The 23,832-nt window shown below is 42.6% G+C and carries 23 protein-coding genes and 1 pseudogene; 4 read left to right on the forward strand and 20 right to left on the reverse strand.

What is annotated here, in order from left to right; genetic code table 11:
* Positions 1-6 precede the first annotated feature (6 nt).
* Together yqeH and J7E52_RS04660 are read right to left on the reverse strand one after the other, a co-directional pair.
* Positions 7-1,116: a ribosome biogenesis GTPase YqeH gene (gene yqeH, locus J7E52_RS04655; RefSeq protein ID WP_396020242.1), complete on the reverse strand. Its 1,110-nt coding sequence runs from the start codon at positions 1,114-1,116 to the stop codon at positions 7-9.
* Complete coding sequence (locus tag J7E52_RS04660; protein ID WP_214743900.1) at positions 1,113-1,634, reverse strand: YqeG family HAD IIIA-type phosphatase; 522 nt, start codon at positions 1,632-1,634, stop codon at positions 1,113-1,115. Before J7E52_RS04660 ends, yqeH begins: the two co-directional genes overlap by 4 nt.
* Before the next feature lie 464 nt (positions 1,635-2,098).
* Between J7E52_RS04660 and J7E52_RS04665 the strand changes: the two genes are divergently transcribed.
* The gene (locus tag J7E52_RS04665) at positions 2,099-2,239 is read left to right on the forward strand and encodes a sporulation histidine kinase inhibitor Sda (protein WP_034311351.1); all 141 of its coding nucleotides are present in this window, start codon (positions 2,099-2,101) and stop codon (positions 2,237-2,239) included.
* Between the two features lie 52 nt (positions 2,240-2,291).
* On the opposite strand, the gene J7E52_RS04670 is transcribed toward J7E52_RS04665, so the two are convergent.
* A complete protein-coding gene (locus J7E52_RS04670; protein WP_214743901.1) occupies positions 2,292-3,077 on the reverse strand; it encodes a phosphatidylserine decarboxylase in 786 nt (261 codons plus the stop codon).
* Between the two features lie 136 nt (positions 3,078-3,213).
* On the opposite strand from J7E52_RS04670, the gene pssA reads away from it, so the two are divergent.
* Positions 3,214-3,753, forward strand: coding sequence for a CDP-diacylglycerol--serine O-phosphatidyltransferase (pssA, locus tag J7E52_RS04675; RefSeq protein WP_214743902.1), 540 nt, complete (start codon positions 3,214-3,216; stop codon positions 3,751-3,753).
* Between the two features lie 67 nt (positions 3,754-3,820).
* Here the strand turns inward: pssA and J7E52_RS04680 are convergent, their stop codons facing one another.
* Together J7E52_RS04680 and sigK are read right to left on the reverse strand one after the other, a co-directional pair.
* Complete coding sequence (locus J7E52_RS04680) at positions 3,821-5,611, reverse strand: M3 family oligoendopeptidase (protein WP_214743903.1); 1,791 nt, start codon at positions 5,609-5,611, stop codon at positions 3,821-3,823.
* A gap of 657 nt (positions 5,612-6,268) precedes the next feature.
* Positions 6,269-6,991, reverse strand: a complete 723-nt coding sequence (gene sigK / locus J7E52_RS04685) for an RNA polymerase sporulation sigma factor SigK (RefSeq protein ID WP_034308596.1) — start codon at positions 6,989-6,991, stop codon at positions 6,269-6,271.
* A gap of 191 nt (positions 6,992-7,182) precedes the next feature.
* Here sigK and J7E52_RS04690 point away from each other — a divergent pair, with 191 nt between their 5' ends.
* Positions 7,183-7,371, forward strand: a complete 189-nt coding sequence (locus J7E52_RS04690) for a hypothetical protein (RefSeq protein ID WP_214743904.1) — start codon at positions 7,183-7,185, stop codon at positions 7,369-7,371.
* A 213-nt stretch (positions 7,372-7,584) separates the two neighbouring features.
* Here J7E52_RS04690 and J7E52_RS04695 read toward each other — a convergent pair whose 3' ends face one another.
* The 6 genes from J7E52_RS04695 to J7E52_RS04720 form a co-directional block, all read right to left on the reverse strand.
* The gene (locus tag J7E52_RS04695; protein ID WP_214743905.1) at positions 7,585-7,725 is read right to left on the reverse strand and encodes a YrzI family small protein; all 141 of its coding nucleotides are present in this window, start codon (positions 7,723-7,725) and stop codon (positions 7,585-7,587) included.
* 485 nt (positions 7,726-8,210) lie between these two features.
* Positions 8,211-8,477, reverse strand: coding sequence for a YrhC family protein (locus J7E52_RS04700; protein ID WP_286197445.1), 267 nt, complete (start codon positions 8,475-8,477; stop codon positions 8,211-8,213).
* A 113-nt stretch (positions 8,478-8,590) separates the two neighbouring features.
* Positions 8,591-9,727 carry a bifunctional cystathionine gamma-lyase/homocysteine desulfhydrase gene (locus J7E52_RS04705; RefSeq protein WP_214743906.1) on the reverse strand — a complete coding sequence of 379 codons (1,137 nt, stop codon included), beginning with the start codon at positions 9,725-9,727 and terminating at the stop codon, positions 8,591-8,593.
* A 2-nt stretch (positions 9,728-9,729) separates the two neighbouring features.
* Positions 9,730-10,653, reverse strand: coding sequence for a PLP-dependent cysteine synthase family protein (locus J7E52_RS04710; protein WP_214743907.1), 924 nt, complete (start codon positions 10,651-10,653; stop codon positions 9,730-9,732).
* 96 nt (positions 10,654-10,749) lie between these two features.
* Entirely contained in the window at positions 10,750-11,445 is a 696-nt protein-coding gene (mtnN, locus tag J7E52_RS04715) for a 5'-methylthioadenosine/S-adenosylhomocysteine nucleosidase (RefSeq protein WP_101222634.1), read from the reverse strand.
* A gap of 16 nt (positions 11,446-11,461) precedes the next feature.
* Positions 11,462-12,100, reverse strand: coding sequence for a class I SAM-dependent DNA methyltransferase (locus tag J7E52_RS04720; protein ID WP_214743908.1), 639 nt, complete (start codon positions 12,098-12,100; stop codon positions 11,462-11,464).
* A gap of 159 nt (positions 12,101-12,259) precedes the next feature.
* On the opposite strand from J7E52_RS04720, the gene J7E52_RS04725 reads away from it, so the two are divergent.
* A complete protein-coding gene (locus J7E52_RS04725; RefSeq protein ID WP_214743909.1) occupies positions 12,260-12,472 on the forward strand; it encodes a DUF2536 family protein in 213 nt (70 codons plus the stop codon).
* Positions 12,473-12,536: 64 nt separating this feature from the next.
* On the opposite strand, the gene J7E52_RS04730 is transcribed toward J7E52_RS04725, so the two are convergent.
* The 9 genes and pseudogenes from J7E52_RS04730 to J7E52_RS04770 form a co-directional block, all read right to left on the reverse strand.
* Entirely contained in the window at positions 12,537-13,244 is a 708-nt protein-coding gene (locus J7E52_RS04730; RefSeq protein WP_214743910.1) for a YrrS family protein, read from the reverse strand.
* Positions 13,245-13,331: 87 nt separating this feature from the next.
* Positions 13,332-15,083 carry a peptidoglycan D,D-transpeptidase FtsI family protein gene (locus J7E52_RS04735; protein WP_214743911.1) on the reverse strand — a complete coding sequence of 584 codons (1,752 nt, stop codon included), beginning with the start codon at positions 15,081-15,083 and terminating at the stop codon, positions 13,332-13,334.
* A gap of 123 nt (positions 15,084-15,206) precedes the next feature.
* Complete coding sequence (gene greA / locus J7E52_RS04740) at positions 15,207-15,683, reverse strand: transcription elongation factor GreA (protein ID WP_101222638.1); 477 nt, start codon at positions 15,681-15,683, stop codon at positions 15,207-15,209.
* A 305-nt stretch (positions 15,684-15,988) separates the two neighbouring features.
* Positions 15,989-16,627 (reverse strand): uridine kinase, encoded by a 639-nt coding sequence (gene udk / locus J7E52_RS04745; protein WP_034308619.1) that lies wholly within the window; start codon positions 16,625-16,627, stop codon positions 15,989-15,991.
* 1 nt (position 16,628) lies between these two features.
* A complete protein-coding gene (locus J7E52_RS04750) occupies positions 16,629-17,900 on the reverse strand; it encodes a peptidase U32 family protein (protein WP_214743912.1) in 1,272 nt (423 codons plus the stop codon).
* Positions 17,901-17,932: 32 nt separating this feature from the next.
* On the reverse strand, positions 17,933-18,862 hold the full coding sequence (locus J7E52_RS04755) for a peptidase U32 family protein (protein WP_214743913.1): 930 nt from the start codon (positions 18,860-18,862) through the stop codon (positions 17,933-17,935).
* Positions 18,849-19,514 (reverse strand): O-methyltransferase, encoded by a 666-nt coding sequence (locus J7E52_RS04760; RefSeq protein ID WP_133352886.1) that lies wholly within the window; start codon positions 19,512-19,514, stop codon positions 18,849-18,851. Before J7E52_RS04760 ends, J7E52_RS04755 begins: the two co-directional genes overlap by 14 nt.
* Positions 19,515-19,774: 260 nt before the next feature.
* A complete protein-coding gene (gene mltG, locus J7E52_RS04765; RefSeq protein ID WP_214743914.1) occupies positions 19,775-20,911 on the reverse strand; it encodes an endolytic transglycosylase MltG in 1,137 nt (378 codons plus the stop codon).
* 649 nt (positions 20,912-21,560) lie between these two features.
* Positions 21,561-23,784 (reverse strand): annotated as a pseudogene (locus J7E52_RS04770) (MMPL family transporter).
* Positions 23,785-23,832: the final 48 nt, after the last annotated feature.

Consider the following 23,832-nt stretch of genomic DNA (forward strand, 5'->3'; position numbering starts at 1 on the left):
CTATATTTAGATTAATGATTTGCGAACGATCACATTGACGCCCTTTGGAACATGTGCAACGATTTTCGCTCCTGGCTCATTGACCGTCACCCAGCCAAGACCGGAAAACACAATATCCATTTTACCATCTTTCAAGGAGAATTCATGTGGAATCAGCTTCGGAAACTCCTCGATTTGTTCAGGCCGTGGGGGCGTCAATAATTCCCCGGCATGGTTTTTATACAATTCATCGGCATTTTCCAGTTTCGTACGGTGAATATTCAATTCATTCGAAAGGTAGCAAGTCAATGAACGCCTACCGCCTGAGACATAGTCCAGCCGGGCCAGCCCTCCGAAAAATAGCGTCTGTCCTTCATTCAGCTGGTAAACCCTCGGCTTGATTTCCTTTTTCGGCATAATCACCTTGAAGTCCCGTTTGTCCACATAATGAGCCATTTGATGATGATTAATGATTCCTGGTGTATCGATCAATGCCTGATCATCATCCAAAGGAATTTCAATCATATCCAAGGTTGTTCCAGGGAAGTGGGAAGTGGTGATGATATCACTTTCACCGCTCACTTCTTTTATAAGACGGTTGATGAAAGTAGATTTACCTACATTCGTACAGCCCACCACATAGACATCTTTACCTTTGCGATACCGCTCAATCGCATCAGCCGCTTCCAGTATGTGCTTTCCTTTTTCCGCACTGACAAGAAGGACATCAACCGGGTTAAGACCCAATTCCTTGGACGATTGCTTCATCCAATTGATCAACTTGTTCGGTTTTACGGATTTAGGCAATAAATCGACCTTATTGCCGATCAGAAGAACATCATTTCTTCCTACAAATCGATGAAGGCCAGGCAGCCAGCTTCCATTGAAATCAAAAATATCGACGATTTTGACGATCAAAGAGTCGGTTTCGCCTACTTTATTCAAGATTTTCAAGAAGTCATCGTCTGTTAAGGATACATCCTGAACTTCGTTATAATGTTTCAATTTAAAGCAGCGCTGACAAACGATTGTCTCTTTTTCCAGAGCTGATTTAGGGGCAAAGCCCAACTCCTTCGGATCTTCAGTCTGGACCTTCACACCGCAGCCGATGCACACTAATTCTTGATGATTGTTCAATTGTGATCCTCCCATTCTATCATTCCTTTTCGTTTAAAAAACGCCATGATCTTTCTTTCGAAATAACGATTGATCCTTGTTCTGAATTCGTCGGTTTGTGCGACAGGGAGCACTAAGATCGTATGAAACCCGCCTCTGTTCCCTCCCAATACATCCGTCAATAACTGATCGCCGATTACCACCGTTTCTTCCAATTTCAATCCCATTGACTTACGGGCTTTATGGAAAGCTCTTGCCATCGGTTTTCTGGCCTGGAAGATAAACGGAATGTGAAGCGGATCGGAAAAAGCCCGAACCCGATTTTCATTATTATTGGACACAATCGTCACTAAAATCCCATGATCCCGCATATTGTCGAACCATTTGATTAAATCGGGGGTGGCAGTTGGCCTGTCCCATTCAACGAGAGTATTATCCAAATCGGTAATGACTCCCTTGATCCCTCTTTTTTTCAATTCTTGAGGATCTATATTAAAAATGCTTTTAACATGTTCACTCGGCAAAAATAATTTAAGCATATTGACACCTCTATATTTTCATTAAAATTTACCGTCTCCATCATATCGAATTTTCAGCTCACTTTCAAAAAAATTAGGAAAGAAGGGCTGACGGTAAAGAAATATCATAATGTATGTTTTCTGATATGGAAAGGCATTTTTTATTAAATAATGGGAAATTTGCAGGCAGACCAGAACCAAAGAACTAATTATTCATAAAAGATTTCGACAAAAATTTCATTTATTCAACCTGTGGATAACTTTACTAACATTTTCCATACTGATGTGCACCATTTCGTCTACCTTGTAAACAACTTAACCACAGGTTATCCACTTTCAACTGTGGATAACAGAACGATTGTTCTCCACGTTTATTTCTGATACAGTAGGGGTACATCAAGGATGACTTATCAATATATGTAAGTAAATACCAAATTATTCCTCGCAATCCCTACTGGAGGTGAGCAGCCGTAAGTGGCGTTCTGATGCAAAAACTATCTGATGACCTGTTGCTTGAATCCTATTTTAAAGCACAGAATTTAAAGTTGAGTACCGATTTCATCCGCCTCATAGAAACGGAAATTCATCGAAGATCCCTAACACATAAAATCCGATCCATATTTTAATATGAAATACATAGGCTGACATCAAATGTCAGCCTCTTATTTTCATTTGAAGTTAGACGGCTCTCATGAATCCGATCGTTTCACCTACACGGACATCTGCGGGAATGGATATGTTTCCTGCAGGTTCAAAACTGCCTTTTTCAAAAAGAAGCACCACTGTCGATCCGAAGCTGAAATAAGAAAATTCCTGCCCTTTTTCCAATTCATCAGATTCATCAGTAATGACGATCGAATTTATGAACATGGCCCCGACTTTCACCATCGCCAGACTTCCCGCTTCATTTTGCAGTTCAGTTATTGTCCGATAGTTTTTTGATAAAGGCTCTTTTCCATATTTCATCCCCCATTTATTGACTGGGTACGATTTCCTTCCAAGGGTCCAGCGTTTGACTACAGAACCCTTGATTGGTGAATGGATCCTATGGTAATGACTCGGGCTTAAGTATAGCACGAGATATTTGCCGCCTAAGTACTTTTCCAAAAAAAGCTCATCCCCGAGCATTTCCTCCATTGAATATACCTTTCCCTTAACGACGATCTTTTTATCAGCGCGTATCTCCCCTGAATCCTCGAGAACACCGTCCACAGGACAAGCTACCGCAGAAGGAACTGCCGTAATTGGCCTGGCGTCCTCCTTTAATTGCCTTGTAAATAGCTCGTGCAGATTGGTATAAGCTTTTAACTCCTTACCAAATTCTTGTTGATTAAGGTTGAATGTTTTTACATAAAATAAAATTAAGGGCCTGCTCCAACGAGATTGGCTAAAATGCTTTAATAATCCTGATGAATACTGACCATTCGTCAGTTCAATAAGAATGCGATACAAAGACTGAAACAAATAAAACCACTCCAAATTGTAAAATTATTCTAAAATTCCCTTGCATAAATTGTGTTAAGTAAAATATTATTATATAATAAATACTTATGTTTACTATATTATGTTTTAATTTGTTTCATTTGAAAGGAGTGAAAAGATGTTTTTATTACACGCCCTCGATCAAACCATTAAAAAATTGAAAGCACAAACAGCAAATATACTTACACTAATGAACTTATCCCTTGGTGGATTTGCGATAATTGCCGTGATGCACGGCCAATTGAATTTAAGCCTGCTTTTAATCTTCCTGGCTGCCCTTGCAGATCGCTTTGATGGTATGGTTGCACGGAAGTTCAACATTGAATCGGAATTGGGTAAGCAACTTGATTCCATGTGTGACATCATATCCTTTGGCGTCGCACCAGCTCTATTATTATACCAAGGAATATTGATAGAATTCGGAGCACCTGGCACACTCTTCACGGTTTTCTACATTGGCTGTGGCGCATTTCGTCTCGCCCGCTTCAATATAAGTGAAAGCAATGGATATTTTACAGGAGTGCCAATTACGGTTGCGGGCTGCATCGCTACTTTAAGTTATCTCGCCATTCCGTATTTCCATCCGGTCTTTTTCTTATCCCTCATGATTATATTATCATTACTTATGGTCAGTCCATTTAAACTGAAGAAAGTTTAAATAAGAAAGCGGATGTCCTAAACCGGACATCCGCTTTTTTTCGTTCATATTCAGCCTAAAACCCATCTTATGCTTTTCGGACTAAGGGGTCGGTCAGACGCATGAATTCTTCAACATCCTCCATACAGGCATTGACCGCTTCTTCCCAAAAATCCCGGGTTTTCAAATCGACGCCTAAATGTTTCTCCGCCAGGTCCTCGACCTTCATGGAGCCGGTATCCTTTAATAGGGCGATATATTTTTCTTCGAATCCTGCAGGTTCTTTCAGGGCATTCGCATATATGCCTAATGAGAATAAGTAACCGAATGTGTACGGAAAATTATAAAATGGTACACCTGTAATATAAAAATGGAGCTTTGAAGCCCAGAACGTTGGATTATAATCACTTAAAGCATCGCCATAAGCTTCTTTTTGTGCATCGACCATCAGTTCATTCAACCGTTCGGCACTGACATACCCTTGTTTCCTCTCATCATAAAACCTTGTCTCGAATAAGTAGCGGGCATGGATATTCATCAATAATGCCACGGAACGCTGAATTTTGTCTTCTAAAAGCGCAAGCTTTTCTTCCTCACTGGCCGCTTCCTTCACAGCGGCATCCGCTACGACCATTTCAGCAAAGGTAGAGGCGGTTTCTGCCACATTCATGGCATATGACCGATTCAATGGATGGATATCCCTCATTGCATAAGAATGGAATGCATGTCCCAATTCATGAGCCAATGTCGATACATTGGATGGGGTGCCGGAATACGTCATGAAAATCCTTGACTGCTTATTTAATGGAAAGCCGGTGCAAAAACCGCCTGGTCTCTTACCTGGTCTGTCCTCAGCTTCAATCCAGCTGTCTTCAAAAGCTTTTTGGGTGAAGCTTGCTAATTGAGAACCGAACTTAGAGAATTGCTGTATGATGAAGTCAGCACCTTCTTGATAATCCATTACTTTGGACTGTGCTGTAACAGCAAGCGGTGCATCCAAATCCGCCCAACTTAATTTATCCAAATCCAATAACTCCGCTTTCCTTTGTAAAAACCTCACAAGCGGCTCCTTATGATCGGCAATTACATTCCACATGCTTTCGAGGGTTTCTTTTTTCATCCTCCCTATTTCAAGAGGCTCTTTCAAAATATCATCCCAGCCCCTTTTTTCATTTACACTGAGACGGAATCCAGCCAAGTGGTTCAAAGTCCTGGCAAAAAGGTCACTTTTTTCCTCCCAAGCCTGTTCCCACGCAGTAAATAATTCTTTCCGGGACCTTTCATCAGGATCAGAAAATTTATTCGCCGCTTGGCCTACAGAAAGCCTTTCACCCTTATAAGGGATGGTCATTGAACCGACGATCGTATCATACATTTGGCTCCAACCTTCGAAACCGTCCATGGCCAATTGGGTGATCAATGATTCTTCCTTCACGGAAAGCTTTTCCTTTGCCTTTTCCCGACGTTCATTCAATACGAATTTCAATTCATTCAATGGTTCTTTTTCGAGGATTTTTTTAAAAAACGCATCATCTAGCTGTATCAACTTTTCATCCAGCTTGCTTAACACCATTTTTAGTGAAGCGACTATCTTCATTTGTTTGATCCGCAGCTGACCAGCCTTTTTATCCTGCGCATTTTGAGCTTCCAGGCATCCAATGTACGCACTGGCCTGTGACGATTTCATATTTGTATTTTTATAAAGATCAAATGCCTGGATTAAACTTCTTTCATCATTTCCTTCTGGATTGATATTGCTTACAAGCCGGTCTAATTCTTTTACCTCTTCGTTAATTTCTTCTAAAAAAGTCAGGAACTCGTTAGAAGAGCTTCCTCCTTTAAAAAAAATATCCAAATCCCACGTCAAAGAATATCCCATCCTGCATTGCCCCCTTTTTATCACTAATCCCATTATAGAGGTAAATTCAATATTTTTCTAATTAAAAGGAATTTTCAGTATTTTTTCAGAACATTTTTCTATATCCCAGATTAAAAGCATGTTATGATGAATATATTCTTGGGAAAGGGGTGGTTGATTCATATGAAATTCTTTATTCACATGTCTGCCATCATCCTGCTCCTTTGGACGCTGCCCATACAGTTCCATCATCATGCACAGCAGCTAACCATTGAAGAACATACCGATGTTCACCATTGGGATAAGGCCGACAAGAAACAGCCTTTCGTGCCTTCCTTCAATTCCTGGCAGTCACTTATCATTATTCTCATTTTCGAATTTTCCATTTTGAGTTTTCTTTATTTTCACTCAAATCTTCGCCGACGATATCTCAGTCCGGTTTTTTTCCAGGCGAATTACGTAGCCTTACGCTCTGACATTTTATAAAAAAATAAAATGGAGGAGTGATTCATATGTGGTTCCGACTAATTATGATAGGGGTCTTTTCTTTAACCGCTTCACGACTGTTCCTTTTTCAGGGAATCGAGATTTATCATGCATTTACAGATTTGATCCGAAATAAATATTAAAAAAAGAGTGCGGGGAAATTTCCCCGCACTCTCTTTGACTTTATCATTCCTATCCTTTAGCTTTCTTTTCCTTCTCTTTTTCTGCCCTGTAAAATTCGTGGAACATCTTCATCAAGGCACGTTTTTCGATCCTTGATACATAACTGCGGGAAATGCCAAGCTCCTTAGCGATTTCCCTCTGGGTTTTTTCCTTTTTCAAATCCAATCCGAACCTGCCTACAATGACTTCCTTTTCGCGTTCATCCAAAATATCAATATACTTTTTCACTTTTTCAATTTCCATATTGAGCTGAATCGTATCGATGACATCTTCCGATTCCGATTTCAGTACATCGATTAAACTGATTTCATTTCCTTCTTTATCCTGACCGATCGGATCATGCAGGGAAATATCTTTCTTCGTTTTCTTTGTCGCTCGTAAATGCATCAAGATCTCATTCTCAATGCATCGCGCAGCATATGTGGCCAGCTTCGTACCCTTCCCATCCGAATAACTCTCAATGGCCTTTATCAAACCAATTGTCCCAATCGAAATCAAATCCTCTGTATCTTCGCCCGTATTCTCAAATTTCTTGACGATATGGGCAACAAGCCTGAGATTATGCTCGATCAGGATGTTACGGGCATCACCATCACCCTCACTCATAAGCTTCAAATATTTCTTTTCATCCTGAGATGACAGAGGCTGGGGAAAAGCGTTGTTTTTCACATAGGAAACGAATAAGTAAAATTCTTTGATAATATAACCGACAACTGTAAGTATTCCGGGCATTGGTTTCATCCCCCGTTTCTTTGGTTTCCCTATTCATACCTATGCAGCAGTGGGCTTGTTCGTGTCTGTCCCACTAAAAGAAATCATGAAAGCATTAATTGTTTCAAACCAGCCTGGATGAATTCCCAAACGAACGAAGGCAAATGTTCATATAATGATAGGGAATTTTTTAGGGAAAGGGGGTTTTTACGATGGGATATAACTATGGACCATACGGATGCAGCTATGGTTATCCGGATCCTGCGCCTTGCTATGCAGGATCCGGTTACGGCTTTGGTTATGGCCTGTTTATCATCCTCTTGATTTTATTGCTCATTTTCGGGTTTTGGTGGTTGCCGGGATGTGGATTTGGTTATGGAGGATCAGGTCCGTGCTGCTGATTCAGGCAAAGAAAAAACTCGGCCCGAGTGCCGAGTTTCCCCTTTTACATATTCATTTCTACCATTGGTTCTGCACCGGCAAATCCGTTAGCCGGTATCCTTCTCCTGCCAATAGCAACGCTTCTCCCCTTTTACGTATAACAAGTTCAACATGTTAACCTCCACCTTTCTTAAAATTTATTTTAATGAACGGGATACCGACCTCGTATGTTTTTAGATAAAAGGACGATGCTTCATCGCTTTATCTAGATGTTCTTCTCGAATCTTGTGGATTCTCTCCTGTTGCAAACATTCCTCGGCAGTCATTTTTTTCATTTTAATCGTGATTGTGAAAAAAAGCATATTCAGTGTCATAATATCACCTCCTTTAAGGGAGCGGCCCAACAAAAAGGCATAAAAAGGCCGCAGAAAGTTACGTCCTCCTGCGGGTTCTTTTAGAAAATATAAAAAGGCCGCAGGATAAAACACTTCTCCCTGCGGCCGCTATGTCTGAATGATTAATAAAGCCAAATTGCTTTAGAAATATTCCGCTTGGCACAGGTCGAATGGTATGTGATTGTCATTTGAAACGTACCGGCTAATAGTGACGACTCCAGACAGATACAATGTCATTTTCTTCGACCTCCTTTGGAATATTTTTTATTACTTGGTAAGTATATCCATAAATTCGATTTTTGTAAACGGTTTTTGCCTATTTTTTTGAAATTTCCATCTTTTCTCCCACTTTCAAGATCAATTCTCACCCAAAGTAGGCATGTAGCATGATAAAGCTGCCCTATCCGGGATATAACGATAGAAAAACAAAAAAACCTGATTCCTTTAAAGAATCAGGTTTGCTTCTATTGTTTTAAAGAGTCCTGGTCATCCATATCGGCCAAGATCTTTTTATATTTTTTGGATAATGAGAAAAATACTATGGATATGCCCAGGAACATTATTGTCGCTCCCATATAGACATATGTGTCAATCATCGCTTTGTCGCCAGAGGGAAGGATGGTTCCTATATAGAAGAACGAACCCACACATAACAAAGTGATCGCAAATTGTTTAAAATCGACCATTTTCGAACGAAGCATTGCCGCCGTTTGTTTTTTGCGGTTTTTCATGCCATTCCACCTTCTTTCAAGCTAATAAGATATCGATATCTCATTCTACCATATTTATTCCAAATGACAGGGTGTAAATAATGGCAGCCAGCTTGGAAGCGGCACCTCTCCAATTATCCTTGCAGCGCTTGTTCCAGGTCTTCCAACAAGTCTTCAACATCTTCCAGGCCAACTGAAATGCGAATCAACCCATCGGTTATTCCAAGCTCTGCACGGCGCTCAGCCGGAATGGAGGCATGTGTCATCAAGGCTGGAACCGAAATTAAGCTCTCCACTGCTCCCAGACTTTCCGCAAGTGTAAAGAATCTCACTTTATTCAAAACGGATGCGGCTTTTTCGGCACTGCCGACATCAAATGAAACCATACCACCGAATCCACGCGATTGTTTTTTGGCAATATCATGATTTGGGTGGTTTTCCAGACCTGGGTAATAGATTTTCGAAACGTCTTTATGCCCGGATAGGAAGCGGACGATTTCGGATGTATTTTTTTCATGTTCTTCCATCCGGATACCCAGCGTTTTAATGCCTCGCATCAGCAGCCATGAATCCTGGGGCCCTAGCACGCCTCCTGTAGAGTTTTGGATGAAATGAAGGTCATTGCCGAGTTTTTCATCATTCACGACGACAAGACCCGCTACAACATCGCTGTGTCCCCCCAGGTACTTCGTAGCGCTATGAAGCACGACATCGGCTCCAAGTGTAAGTGGATTTTGCCAGTACGGCGTACTGAAGGTATTATCCACAATGGTCAGGATGCCGTTTTCTTTAGCTATTTTTGATACTTCTTCCAGATCGGTGATTTTCAATAATGGATTCGTCGGGGTTTCGATGAACAGTGCCTTCGTATTGTCCTTTATCTCTTTTTCGATCGAGTGTATGTCACTCGTATTGATGAACGTAGCTTCCACCCCGAAGCGATTAAGCACTTTAGTGATGACCCGGAAAGACCCTCCATAAACGTCATCGGTCATCAGTACATGATCACCTTGATTGAATAGCATCATAACCGCGGTCATCGCCGCCATTCCCGATCCGAAGGCGAAACCTCTTTTCCCTTCTTCGAGATCCTTGATCAGCTCTTCAAGGGCATGGCGGGTTGGGTTGCCTGTACGGGAATATTCATATCCCCGGTGATTCCCCGGTCCATCCTGTTTATAGGTGCTCACTTGATAAATCGGCACCGAAACCGCTCCTGTTTTTTCATCACCAAAAATGCCGCCATGGATCAATTGTGTTTTTTTTCTCATTTTTATATACCTCCCTGATAAATGTTTTTGCTTAAGTATCGTTCACTGGAATCCGGAAATATGACGACGATATTCGCCCCACGGGAAGCCTTGGCTGCTTCTTTCATGGCCGCTGCAAATGCCGCGCCCGAAGAACTGCCGACAAGGAGGCCTTCTTTAACCGCCAATTCCCTTACCATATGGAAAGCGTCACGATCGCTTATCGTATGGATTTGATCAAAATACGTTTCATCCATATAGGCAGGCAAAAATTCCATCCCGATGCCCTCTGTTTTATGGGGTCCTGCTTTGCCACCGTTTAAAATCGATCCTTCTGGTTCGACAATGACCGTTTTGACAGCAGCGTTCTTTTCTTTTATATATCGCGATGTTCCCATGAATGTCCCGCCCGTCCCGGCACCGGCAACAAACACATCCACATCGCCTTCCATCTGTTCCCATATTTCAGGTCCCAGCGTTTTATAATATGCATCAGGATTGGATGGGTTGGCGAACTGCTGAGGACAATAAGACCCCGGAATTTCAGCCAGCAGCGCCTTAGCCTTGGCGATTGCTCCTGTCATTCCTTCCTCTGTCGGGGTCTGGATCACATTCGCTCCAAGGGCACGCATCAATTCCTGCTTCTCGGCACTGAATTTCTCCGGAACGCAAAAAATCACGTCCACTCCACTGTTTATCGCAGCCAACGCCAAGCCAATTCCAGTATTTCCGGCAGTCGGTTCGATGATCGTCCCGCCCTTTTTCACCTTCCCTGTCTGTAGCGCTTGGGCTAACAGTTCTTGACCAAGCCGATCCTTCACACTGCCTCCCGGATTAAAGTATTCCAGTTTGGCAAAGATACGGACTTCATCCGGAAGCCGGAAATGGGTGATTTCCAGCATCGGTGTTTCCCCTATCAACTCATGAATGCTTTGAAAGACTTTCATATTCGGACATCCTTTCATAGTTATCCTACCAATTTAATAGGAATTATGCAATAAAGATTGATCAGCGGAAAAAGGCATCCGCTGATCACTTACCATTCATTTCATTTTTTCGACCATTTTCAAAATCAGTGCCGCTGAATGTAGAGCCGCAGTTTCCAGGAATTTATCAAAGGAAATATTGGACTCCTTACCTGCGATATCCGAAAGGGAACGAATGATGACAAACGGTGTTTTGAATTGGAAGGCTACCTGTGCAATGGCTGCCGCTTCCATTTCCACCGCGTATAAATCTGAGAATTTCCCTCTGACGAATTCAACCCTGACAGGATCATTCATGAAAGAATCCCCCGTAACGATCAACCCTTTCGCCACTTGAATATCCTCGATTTCTTTTGCTGCTTCTTCTGCAATTGCAAGAAGCTTTTCATCCGGGATGAAAGCTGCCGGAAGCTGAGGGACTTGACCGTACTCATATCCGAAAATCGTCACATCGACATCATGGTGGCGAACTTCCGTGGATATGACCACATCCCCTACATTAAGTGCTGGATGGTAACCGCCGGCAGAGCCAGTATTGATGACTGCATCCGGTTTGAATTTTTCTAACAGGATCGTTGTGGACATTGCCGCATTCACTTTACCGATTCCCGATTTAAGCAAAATGACCTCGACACCATTCAGTGTTCCTGTATTGAACTCGGAACCGGCAATGGTCACCCGCTCCAAACCTTCCAATTTATCACGTAAAATCGTAACTTCTTCTTCCATTGCTCCGATTATGGCTACCTTCATTAGTAAAAACCTCTTCCTATAATTTTTCCGCCTCCATAATCCAGACAAATTGATTGCAGCGCTCGAAGTTCACTTTGTATCCATTTGCTTCAAGTGCTTTTTCCAAAAAAGGAATCGTAGTATAATATTCCGTTTGCAAATCGTTCGCCAAATTATGAAAGCCTGCCTGCCTTGCATCTTGAATCGCTCGTTCATGCGCTTCCCTTGATTGATACATCGTATCCGCAAACACTATTTTACCACCAGTATTCAGTAACTTTCCATAGTTGGCTATCGCTTTTTCTTTTTCTTCATCGGTTAAATGATGAAACGCATACGTGCTCACGATCGAATCAACCTGTTCCGGCTTCGGAAAATCGATAAAATCCCCATCTGTAATTTCTGTTTTTCCATACAGCTTGCTTACCGCTATTTCCCTCATCGCAGGTGAAGGTTCTATTCCCGATACCTTTAGGCCTTTCCTTAGAAGCCTTTCCGTCAAGTTCCCGGTACCTACACCGAACTCCAGCACATGACCATGAGCCCGATCCGTGACGCTATCCAATATCCTATCATAATGTTTAAAAACCTCTTGATACTCAATATCGTGTCCACTAACCGTATCATCATACGATTTCGACCATTCTTCAAATAAATCGATAAATTCTCTGCCCATTTTTAATCACCTTTTTATGATAAGATAATAAAACCTATAAGCATAATATGAAATAAACACAGAAACAGTTCTTGTTTTTTAGGCAAATCCATCATTCGGTTCAGATTCGGAGAAAATGGTGTTAAACTAACAGTATCTAAATGTTGGAGGGGAACAGTCATGAGTTTTCAACTTGACTTAAACTTATTCGAAGATAAAATAGAATTTTTCGAGGCAGAAAGTATCAAGAATCTTGAAGAAAGAATCCAATCACAAATTGAAATCAATAAAGCGATCATGCTTCAGGTAGAATCCGTGTCACACCAAATGTATGTTAGTGAGGAAGGCAGACGTTTTTATAGTGCAGTCGTCCACTTTAAAGCAAAAAAGTGATCACGATGAAAAACCCCCGAAAAGCGGAATACCTTTCGGGGGTTTTTCGTTTATAATTTGAACATTACCTTTTATCGTTTGTCTTCAGCTCTTCGACTTTTACAGGTTTCCAACCTGATCCGTCCACCCATTCAATATAAACACGGAAGGTTTTAGGATTATCTCCTTCGGAAACGGTTCCGATTGCCGTGTTGGGCGAACCGCCGTTTTGCAGCCACCATAGTCTCATGCTGCCTTCTTCGATTCCGGCTCCACTTGCAATGGCTTTACTCATTTCATTCCAATCGACCGAGCCCTTTTCGAAGCTTGTAGTGTGCTCCCCGGATTGCTCAGTTCCTACTGGTTCCCAGCCCTCACTTGTATATGTAGCCGCAACATTGCCATCTCCGCTGCCTTCCACTTCCACAAGTTCGGCATCCCCTGCTTTTTCTGGATCTGTACCATCTTCTGCCTTTTCTTCTGAATCTTCCTCTGTTGCTTTACTATCTTCTTCTACTGCATCTTTTTCTGTTTCTTCACTATCTCCTACTGCGTCTTCCTTCTCAGAATCCAATTCTTCCTCTTTGCCAGCAGGCTTGTCCGCTACTTTCCCCGAATCTGTATCGGCGATTTGCTTTGGTTCAGTCGTGGCTTTTTTTGTTTCGGTGCCATCATCACTTAAGAAAATCGTGACTGCGACAATGACGATTAAAACGGAAACGATGGTGATTGCAATATTATATATTTTATTTACTTTTCTTTTTTGATCTCTCTGATTAAAACGTGAGCCCAAGGTCCATTCCTCCCTTACCTTTTCTTACTGCCTCATTTTAACATGATTTAGCTTAAGATAGAAGGGAAGGGTTTCCTACACTTTTCGTCAATTCTCGCTTTTGTCCTGGTCCTTGGAGTACAGGACTTTTACAATATCTGAAAAAAGAGGCGTCATGCTGGAACTGTTTTCCTTCGTTTCAAAACTTACGGTAACAAGAGCATATTTGGGATCTTTATATGGAAAGTAGCCTGCAAACCATTTATTGAGCTCCCCTTTTTCGATATTGGTCTGAGCTGTTCCAGACTTGCCGGCGACCTCCACAGGCAAATTTCTCAAGTAAGCGCCCGTCCCTTTCTCTTCCGTCACGACCTTCCTAAGAAGATGCTGCATCTTCATCGCAGTATATGGAGACAGTGTCTCGCCGCCAATACTTTGATTGGGAAAATCGACTACGGTCGTACTGTTGTTAAATTCGACCTTTGAAACGGCTTTGACCTGTTCCTTCTTGCCGCCGCGTGCAATCGTAGCCATCATATTCGCTATCGCGAGCGGTGTCGTTTGGACATCCTGCTGGCCAATGGCTGTTTTGGCAATCATTTTGGGATCTTTTTTTAAATCGTCATCATGCCAGACCTTACCGGTTTGTTCATGATGCAACTGAGTGACTTCAGTGTGATATACGTCCCCTTGCCAGCCCGTTTCACCAACCAGCCCTAACATTTTAGCATATTTCTCCAAAAAGTCCGGATCCTTCTCAGCTATTTCCTGTGACAATTCGGCAAACGTCCTGTTGCAGCTTTGGGCAAAGCTATTTTCAAAATTAAGAATGCCCAGTTCCCTCTGTTTATCCGTTTTCCCGTCTATCGTCAAATTACAATTAAATGTCCGGGTGGGGCTAGCGGCATCATAATCGATGGCAGCTGCTGCCGTTACCGTTTTGAAGACGGAACCCGGCGTTTTTTGAGTAAGCATCATATTGACGGCCCCTTCGCCATTCGGATCTTTTATATTAAGCGCCGGACGTGATACCATTGCGACGATTTCACTTTTTTCGATATCGATCAGTACGAGACCGCCTTTTTTTATCCCGCGTTCATCGACGAGCTTCTCCGCTTTTTCCTGAATTTCTTTATCGATCGTCGTCACGACCTTCACCGGGTAAAGCGGATTTGCAGGTTCCACATATTTAACATCGACACCGAACATTGGTCCTCCACTGGCGTCCACGTGAAAAACGAGCTTTGATTCCCCAGCGGAAAGCAAGAACTCATCGAAGGTCCTTTGCAATCCCGTATTGCCTATTTTCGTTTCAGGAGATAAATTCATGTCCGGATAACGTTTTTTCTTTTCCGCATCCGATATATTCGTCGTGCCGATCAATTGCGCTGCAGGGGTTTGATCATGATATAATTTCTCGTTCACGGCAAAGACCCCGGGAATCTTCAATTCATTGATTGCCTTCGATTGGCTGGACGTCAACTCTATCGGTTCATCCCCGCCAAATACGAATGGCTCCTCCGCTTGTTCTATCGCCCGTTTTAACTCCGCTTCCGATTTGCCTATTATCGAGGCCACTTCATCTATAGGCCATGTCATTTTTTTCAAAAAAGGAAATAGGACGAGCGTCGGGATTTCTTCATGTGCCAGCGGTTCCCCATTTCTGTCATAAAACTTTCCGCGTCCATCATCAATCTTTAATATCTGTGAACGCTGATTCACGCTTGCTTCTAACAGGTTCACATCATGCTTTGAAAAAGATTCTGTCGATACAAGTTGGATGTAGGCAAGCCTGCCTATCAGCATCAGCATACAAGCGGTCAAAAAAAGAGCCAGCAACCTCATTCGTTTCTTTTTCATAAAATACACCTCGTAACCATTGTTGACGAGGTGCGAATTTTTAAACAATTATGAACAAATTTAACGAGCCATTTTTCCGATTAAAAAGAGGATGCCCCCATGGACATCCTCTTTGGCATTTAATTAGTCGATGGATACAATCTTGACGCTCATTTCGCCGCCAGGTGTCATGATCGATACCTTGTCGCCGACCCTTTTCCCTATCAGGCTTTTCGCGATCGGGGAGTCATTGGAGATTTTCCCTTCGAATGGATCCGCTTCAACGCTTCCTACGATCGAATATGTTTCTTCGTCACCATTTGGAAGTTCGACGAATGTTACCGACTTTCCAAGTGAAACTGTATCTGTATTCGAATCATTGCCTTCAATGATTTTTGCATTACGGATCATGTTTTCGATTGTTGTAATACGTCCTTCAACGAAAGCCTGCTCTTCTTTTGCGGAATCGTACTCTGAGTTCTCGGAAAGGTCCCCAAAACTGCGGGCGATTTTGATTCTTTCCACCACTTCTTTACGTTTAACCGTTTTTAACTGTTCCAGTTCCTGTTCAAGCTTTAACTTACCTTCAATAGTCATTGGATATTCTTTTTCAATTGCCAAAACCCTTCACTCCTTCAAATTCTTTACAGCAAGCATTCGCTGTGACAAGTTTATGTACTATATAGTGCTTAACCCTGAAATCGAGTCAGAATATATAATTGCGCGCCTTAAAAAGTACGCGCTTCGATACTAAGAAACAATCCGTTCCTTAGTATATAAACCGACTGCTGTGAGCAGCCGGTTCGTTCTGTATCAAGAATAGAGTATTGCGTTTTCCAACATTTGTCCAGTCTTTCCCAATAAATAAATGGGATTATTTAAATAAACGGAGGAAAATGGCACCTATCATTATTTATGCTATGTTATTACAAAAAAGACTTTTGTTCAAGGATTGTTTGAATTTTTGTCACCATGAGGTCAATCGCCACATGGTTCTGACCGCCTTCTGGAATGATGATGTCGGCATACCGCTTCGTCGGTTCTATGAACTGATTATGCATCGGACGGACGACACTGATGTATTGTTCGATGACGGAATCTATGGAACGGCCGCGTTCTTTAATATCACGGGTCATCCGACGAAGGATCCGCAAGTCTGCGTCCGTATCAACATATAGCTTCATATCCATCAGGTCTCGTAGGCGCTCATCCTCCAGCACAAGAATCCCTTCAAGGATGATGACATCCTGGGGCTCAACTGTGATGACTTCTTCTGAACGCGTATGGATTGAATAATCATAAACCGGTTTTTCTATCGTTTCATAGCGCAGCAATGCGTTAATGTGATCGATTAGCAAATCATTATCAAATGCAAGCGGATGATCATAGTTCGTTTTCAAGCGCTCTTCAAAAGGCAGATGACTTTGATCTTTATAGTAATAATCTTGTTCGATCATCAAGATGGAATGTCCTTGAAAGAATTCAAAAATGGAACGGGTAACACTTGTTTTACCTGATCCAGACCCTCCGGTAACTCCGATGACCACTGGTTTCTTTCTTGTCATGTCAATTCTCCTTCCGCATCATATTGTTCACATAAACCCTATTATCTACTTGAATGCGGACAATTTGAAGCGGATGGCGGGCTGCCTCCAGCTCCTTACCTGACTCATCCCAGATCGTACCGATTTTTTGAGTGAAGTTTTCGATTTCCGGTCCAAAAAACTCCACTTCATCTCCAGGCTTGAAGAAGTTACGTTGCTGCATTGTTGCGATTTTAGTTTCCTCGTCGTAATCAAGCACCAACCCAGCGAAGTCGAAGCGAGTCTTTACGGTATGATTCCCGAACATTTGCTGTTTATACCCAGGAATTTCCCCTTCCATGAACGATGATGCCGTCTCACGGTTCGCACACTTATCAAGCTCTTCCAGCCATTCTTGTTTAATCTTGAAATTGTCCGGATCGGCACAATACGCATCAATCACTTTACGATAGACGCTGACAACTGTAGCAATATAATGAATGGACTTCATTCTTCCTTCGACTTTTAAGCTGTCTATGCCAATTTCAATCATGCCTGGCAGTGATTCAATCAGCTTCAAGTCTTTTGGACTCATTGCGAATGGAGCATCTTCTTTATCGAATAAAGCCTTTTCCCCGTCTTGATCCAACTCATATAAATCATAATCCCATCGGCAAGACTGACAGCAGCCGCCGCGGTTCGAATCACGCGCAGTCATATGGTTCGAAAGGGTGCAGCGTCCAGAATAGGCAATGCACATGGCCCCGTGAACGAAAGCCTCGATTTCGATATCGACCTTCTCCTTCATTTCACGGATTTCATCAGCACTAGTTTCTCGTGCCAAAACAACCCGCTCCAATCCTTCCTCTTTCCAATACTGAACAGCCTTCCAGTTCGATAGCGATTGCTGTGTGCTTAAATGGATCTCGACGTTCGGAGCGACCCGTTTACAGGTTTCGATGATTAATGGATCGGCGACGATGATACCATGAACCCCAGCCTCCTGAAGTCCTTCCAGGTATTCATCCAGGCCATCGATATTTTCATTATGCGCGAAAATGTTTGTCGTTACATAGACTTTAGCGCCATAATTTTTCGCGAATTCGACGCCTTCCTTCATTTCCTCAAACGTGAAGTTGCCGGCATTGGAACGAAGACCATATTCCTGACCGCCAATGAACACGGCATCCGCGCCGTAATGAACGGCAATTTTTAATTTTTCCAGGTTGCCGGCCGGAGCCAGCAATTCCGGTTTTTTTACAATGACTCTCTTTCCATCAACGATCTTGGAAATTTTATCAGCAATAGCATTCAAGGCTATTCCTCCTCTTTCTCTTACCCTTTTCTTTAATAAACCGATTCTTTAAAGAAGAACCCGGTATCCAACTCACGGTTATCCGGCTGAACCGCCTTGACTTTTTCAAAGAGCCCCGACTTCATATCATCATAGCGATCAGGGTCTTCAGCACATACGTCAATCGCTTCCCGATATAGCTTTGTCATTTCAATGATATATTCCGGTGTTTGTAATAACCCTTCGATTTTCAATGAATCAATTTCCGCTTCAATCAATTCCTGAAGTTCATCAATCATGCACATATCATTCGGACTCATGATATGTGTACCATTTTCATCTTCATAAATCGGATATTTATTTTCACGTTCCTTATCATGCAAGAACATATTTCTATTTTCCTTCCGATTTTCCACTTCCAATGCCTTACCTTGGTATTCAAAGTAATTACCTAGAAGCGTACGCTTCGATTGGAACATGCATGTCATGCCGTGCACTTGCACCTCAATCTCCACTTCGGCATTTTCCTTCATTTCCACTATCTCGTCCAGACTTATCTCACGGGCAGCCACGGCACGGACAGCACCGCGTTTCCCCCAATAATTACATGTGTACCAGTTAGTTACCGTCATCTCTGTATTCCAGTGCAGGGGCATATCAGGTGCCACGGCACGGACAGCCATTAAGACTGCGGGATCACCGAATATGATCCGGTCGGCACCAGCCTCTTTAAGGAAAGTGACATACCCTTCAAGCTCGTCCACTTTTTCATTATGAAATATGGCGTTCATGGATACGTACACTTTCTTGCCCGCGGCATGTGCAAGCTCAATCGCCTTCTCGACATCTTCACGTTTGAACTCCCCTGCCAGCCTTAGCGCATAACGCTGTTCGCCAATGACGAAGGCGTCAGCACCAGCATCGATGAGTTCTGTTATATGATCGACACTTGTCGGAGTCACGAGTAATTCAGGCTTTTTCATTTTTGTCACCTCTATGTTTACTTATGGCCACACCATCACCAATTGGTAAAATTACGGTATCGAAATTTGGATGGTCATGTAACCAGATGTTAAAGTCTCTGATTTTTTTGATGAGAGCTCGCTTTCTTCTCGTCATTTCCATTTCTTCAATGTTTTCGGCAACCAGGCCTTTGAATAAAACATTATCAGTAATGATGATCCCAGCATCAGCAAGGAATGGTTCAAACAGTTCAAAGAATCGCTTGTACTGCCCTTTAGCTGCATCAACGAAGATGATATCAAACGGACCATGTTCCATGACTTTCGGTCCCGCTTCAAGGGCATCCCCTTCAATGAGGGTGATCCTTTCCGACAGTCCCGCCTTCTTGAAGTTAGCTCTTGCCTGCTCAATACGGGCTTCATTCCGTTCAAGTGTGACGATTCGAGCTTCCGGAAGGGTCTCGGCCATCCTTATGGCCGAATAGCCAATCGCCGAACCTACCTCCAATATCGCCTTAGGCTGATGAAGCCTTAAAATCTGTAGCAGCACCTCAATGCCTTCGGGCTCCATGATCGGCACATTATTTTCCATCGCAAAATCTTCCAACTCCTTAAGCAAACCCGTACGCTCCGGAATTAAGGAATGAAGATATTGTTCTATTTTTCCGTTCAAAACGTTTCCTCCAATTATAAGGAAAACAAAAGCGCTTGGTCAGTAACATGAAGAAATTGATTGGTCAATTTCTTCACAAGGAGCAGCTGAAACAAGCATGCTTGACGATCTACATTTCCTTATCTTTCAAAATAAAACCCGGCATTCGCCGAGTTACGTCACCGATAGGAACCGGATCTAAAATTCACTTGTACTATTCTATCATAAAAACAAGGGGAAAGTAATATCTCTCCCCCCTCGGTCTCATTGCATTTTTTTATTTATTTATTGGAAATATGCTCTGCCTTTTTGATATTGTGGTCATCCAAGGTCTTCGAGTAAAGGACTTCCCCTTCAGGTGTTGCCAAAAAGTATAGGTAATCCGTTTTCTCAGGTTTCAGTACCGCATCGATCGATGTCGTTCCGGCATTTGCAATCGGCCCTGGAGGCAGCCCCTTGTTCTTGTACGTATTATAAGGGGATTTCACCTCAAGGTCTTTATAATACACCCTGCTCTTATGTGAACCTTTCGCATACAAAACGGTCGGATCCGTTTGAAGCGGCATATCTTCCTCAATACGATTGAAAAAGACGGAAGCTATTTTTCCGCGATCGACCTGTGCCGTCGCCTCTTCTTCAACAAGCGAAGCGAAGGTCAGCATCTCGTGTACGGAATAATCGTTTTTGTCCATCTGGGTCTCGTATACCTGCAATGTCTCTTCGGTTTTCTTCAGCATCTCGATGACGATCGATTCCAGGGTTGGCTTTTCCTCATAAAAGTCATAAGTAGCTGGGAAAAGGTATCCTTCAAGCGGATATAAAACCTTTTCATTTTCAATTTCCGACGTCAAGAGCTGCGGAAATTTCTCTTGCATGGAATTAACGAATTTCTTATCATTCAATTTCTTAAAAACCTTTTTCGGATCTTCACCCGTCTTCACTGCGATGATATCGGCAATTTGGATAAGCTGCTTTCCTTCAGGAATCGTTATCTTCATGGCAGCTTCCTTCATGAGTTTTCCGGTTTTGATGCTTGTGACGATATCTTCAATTGACATGGAAGGTGATAATTTATACTCACCTGCCTGAAAACCGGATTCATTGCGGAATTTAATATAATATTTGAATACACGTGCGTCCTTGATTATCCCCTGCTCTTCAAGCAGTGTTGAAATTCCGTTAACGGAAGAACCGATTGGGATTTTCACTTTCTTGATGGTGTCATCATCGGGATCGACCGGTTTCATGGCTGAGTTGATATATAAAAAGCCCACAAGACCAACTATACCAATTAGTACAATAAGCGAAGCTATCGTAATCATGATGATTTTACGAACCAGCTTGGCTTCTCCTTGCTGTTCTAACAATTTCATTCGGATATGTTCCTTTTTAGATAAATTTTTATCTTTTTCATCCATTTTCATTCCCCCTGCAAACTCCACACCAACTACAGAATGGTTTCTAGATGATGCTTTCTCTAATTAAGCTTTGCTTCGAACATTATACTAAAATCAACAAATAATTACATGTTTTTTGCAAAACTACATTCATCACTACTCTATTTATGGCAAAAAGGCACTAGTTTTGTCAATATACAGGTCTTATTTTATAGGAAAATAGTGATATCTTTGTCTACAGTTTTTTGAGGGTTGTAGTTAATTTACACTCCAGGCACTCGCTTCCGCGGGGCGGTCCGCCTTCGGCCCTTTGCGCCTGCTGGGTCTCCCCTTGGACGCTCTTTCCCCGCAGGAGTCTCGTACACCTGTTCCAATCAAATTTGTTTTGAAATTTAGATGGAACCTCTTTTGTAACTGTCTTGAATCGAATGTTGATTTTTCCACTCCAGGCACTCGCTTTCCGTGGGCGGTCCGGGAGCCTCCTCGGCGCCTTGCGCCTGCGGGGTCTCCCCTCGACGCGCTTTTTCCCGCAGGAGTCTCGCACACCCGCTCCAATCAACTTTGTTTTGAAATTTTAGGTAAAACCCCTTTTGTCAACAAACTCAAACCCTATGAAATTATGGTGCACAGGGTTTTTTTGTATGAAGAAGAGTAAAGCTGACTACCTTTATTAATTGGCATGTTCTTTCTCTTCTTGTTTTTTGGTCATTTTACTTGGCCAAAAGGCATGGCGGCCAAGCAGGGCGGTGATCGCAGGAACAAGGAACGGGCGCACAATGAATGTGTCCATTAACACACCAATAGCAGTAATGAGCCCGAATTGAACCAATACTTGAATCGGAAGTGTGGCTAGAACGGAAAAAGTGGCCGCCAAGATTATTCCGGCGGAAGTGATGACACCGCTAGTTTCGGCAACGCCTTTTCTGATGGCCTGCTTGATTGGCATCGTTTCTTTCTTACGCCAAATGCTTGAAACCATGAAAATATTATAATCTTCTCCAAGTGCAACAAGAAATACGAAAGAATAAAGTGGGATTGTCCCCTCTATGGCATCGACACCCATTAAATAGTGCAGGATTATCCAACCTAAGCCCATAGCAGCAAAGAATGAGAGAATCACTGTTCCCATTAAATACACCATGGCTGTCACAGATCGCAAGTAGGCTAAAAGGAGCAAGGAAATCAGGACGATGATGATCGGGATGATCATGAATTCATCGGCTTTTACGGTATCCCTTTTATCGAATTGTGTCGCAGTTTGCCCGCCGATCCAAACCTTATCTTCGACGGAAGATATATTGGCGGCCTTCAATTCTTTCTCCGCCATTATGCGGTTTTCCGGAATGGAATCAATTGCCTCGATATCATATGGATTGATGTTGAATGTGACCTCATAGGATTGCAGATTTATTGGATTTACTTGTGACTGGATCGGCAACACCTTCAACAATATTCATACCTTCTAATGCCGGCGTTAAATCGATATCTTCACCATCCGTGTCGACAACGACTGTGGCCGGTGCCAGTTCGCCCGGTGAGTACGAGTCGGAAATGACAGAATAGCCTTCACGGGAGTTCATATCTTCAGGGAAGGAAGAGAGAATATCATATGAATATTTTATTTGTGAAGAATATCCAGCTAATACACTGAAGATGATCAAGCATGTAAGAATGACGGTCCAAGGCTTGGTTGTAACGATATGACCAATCCAGTTACCGATGCGGCCTTCTTTATGCTTTTTGACGGCTGTTCCCTTTTTCTTGGCCCGTGTTTCTTCCATTTCTAGTGTACGCGGAACGATTGGGAAGAAGGAGGCCCTTCCGAATACAGAAAGCAATGCGGGTACAAGTGTTAAAGCTGCCAGCATCATGATTAAAATGGACAAGCCGAATGGTACAGCGAAACGGTGGTAGGCACCGTATTTGGCTACAAGCAATGTTAGCAGGGAGATGACGATCGTAAGTCCGCTCATCGCAATGGCGCCTGATGAATCTTTAAATGCGGCGATCATGGCTTTCCGTTTGCTTTCATGATTTCTTAATTCACTTCTGTAGTGAGAAATTAAAAATTGACAATAATCCGTACCGGCACCGAATAATAATACGGTCATGATTGAAATGGCCTGTGAATCGACTGTAATCCAACCATGATCTGCCATGAATCCAAGGATCGGGCTTGTGACAATATAGGCGAAGCCTACTCCGATTAAAGGAATGATGGCTAAAAGCGGGGAGCGGTAAATGAGTAATAACACGACAAGTACAAGTATTACTGTCGCTAATAGCAATTTGAAATCAGCACCTGAAAATAATCCCGTTGCATCGACGGATATCCCTACAGGGCCTGTTACTCGAAGGGATAATTCATCTGAATCTGTCGGGACCTTGAATGGGTCCGATCCAATCCGTTCCGATACTGTTTCATTAATGCTTTCAAGATTTTTTTCGAGAATTTCCGTCTCGGTCTTTTCTTTAAAGAAAAGCGGCTGTACGAAAGTCGTTCCATCTTCTGAAACCGATCCTTGAAGAGCAGGCAACGGAATTTCATGAAGCGGCGGTAAAAAAGATTGCTGTGTCAATGGGTTATCTGTCAGTTCTTTGGAAAGGTACTGTATTTCGCCCAAGTCGGCCTCTGTCAGTCCACCTTCCCGATGCCATGTAAGCAGGGCAGGTAATCCAGAGGTATTTGGAAACTCTTCTTTAATAAGTTCATCAGCCACGACAGAAGGTGAGTCTTCAGGTAAGTCAACGGCATTATTTGCTGTTCGATCATTAACGGCAGGCAATGTGATGGTTAATAGGATTGCTGCAATTATCCATGCAGCAATGACAACCCAACGACTGATTGTTCCGGTCATCATCCTGCCAAGTCTTCCTAATATTGATTCGTCCAATGACGGCACCCCGCTTTTTGAATTTTTTATCCTTAGTTCATTATAATG

Source organism: Bacillus sp. ISL-34, from assembly GCF_018613325.1.
Classification (GTDB): domain Bacteria; phylum Bacillota; class Bacilli; order Bacillales; family DSM-1321; genus Peribacillus.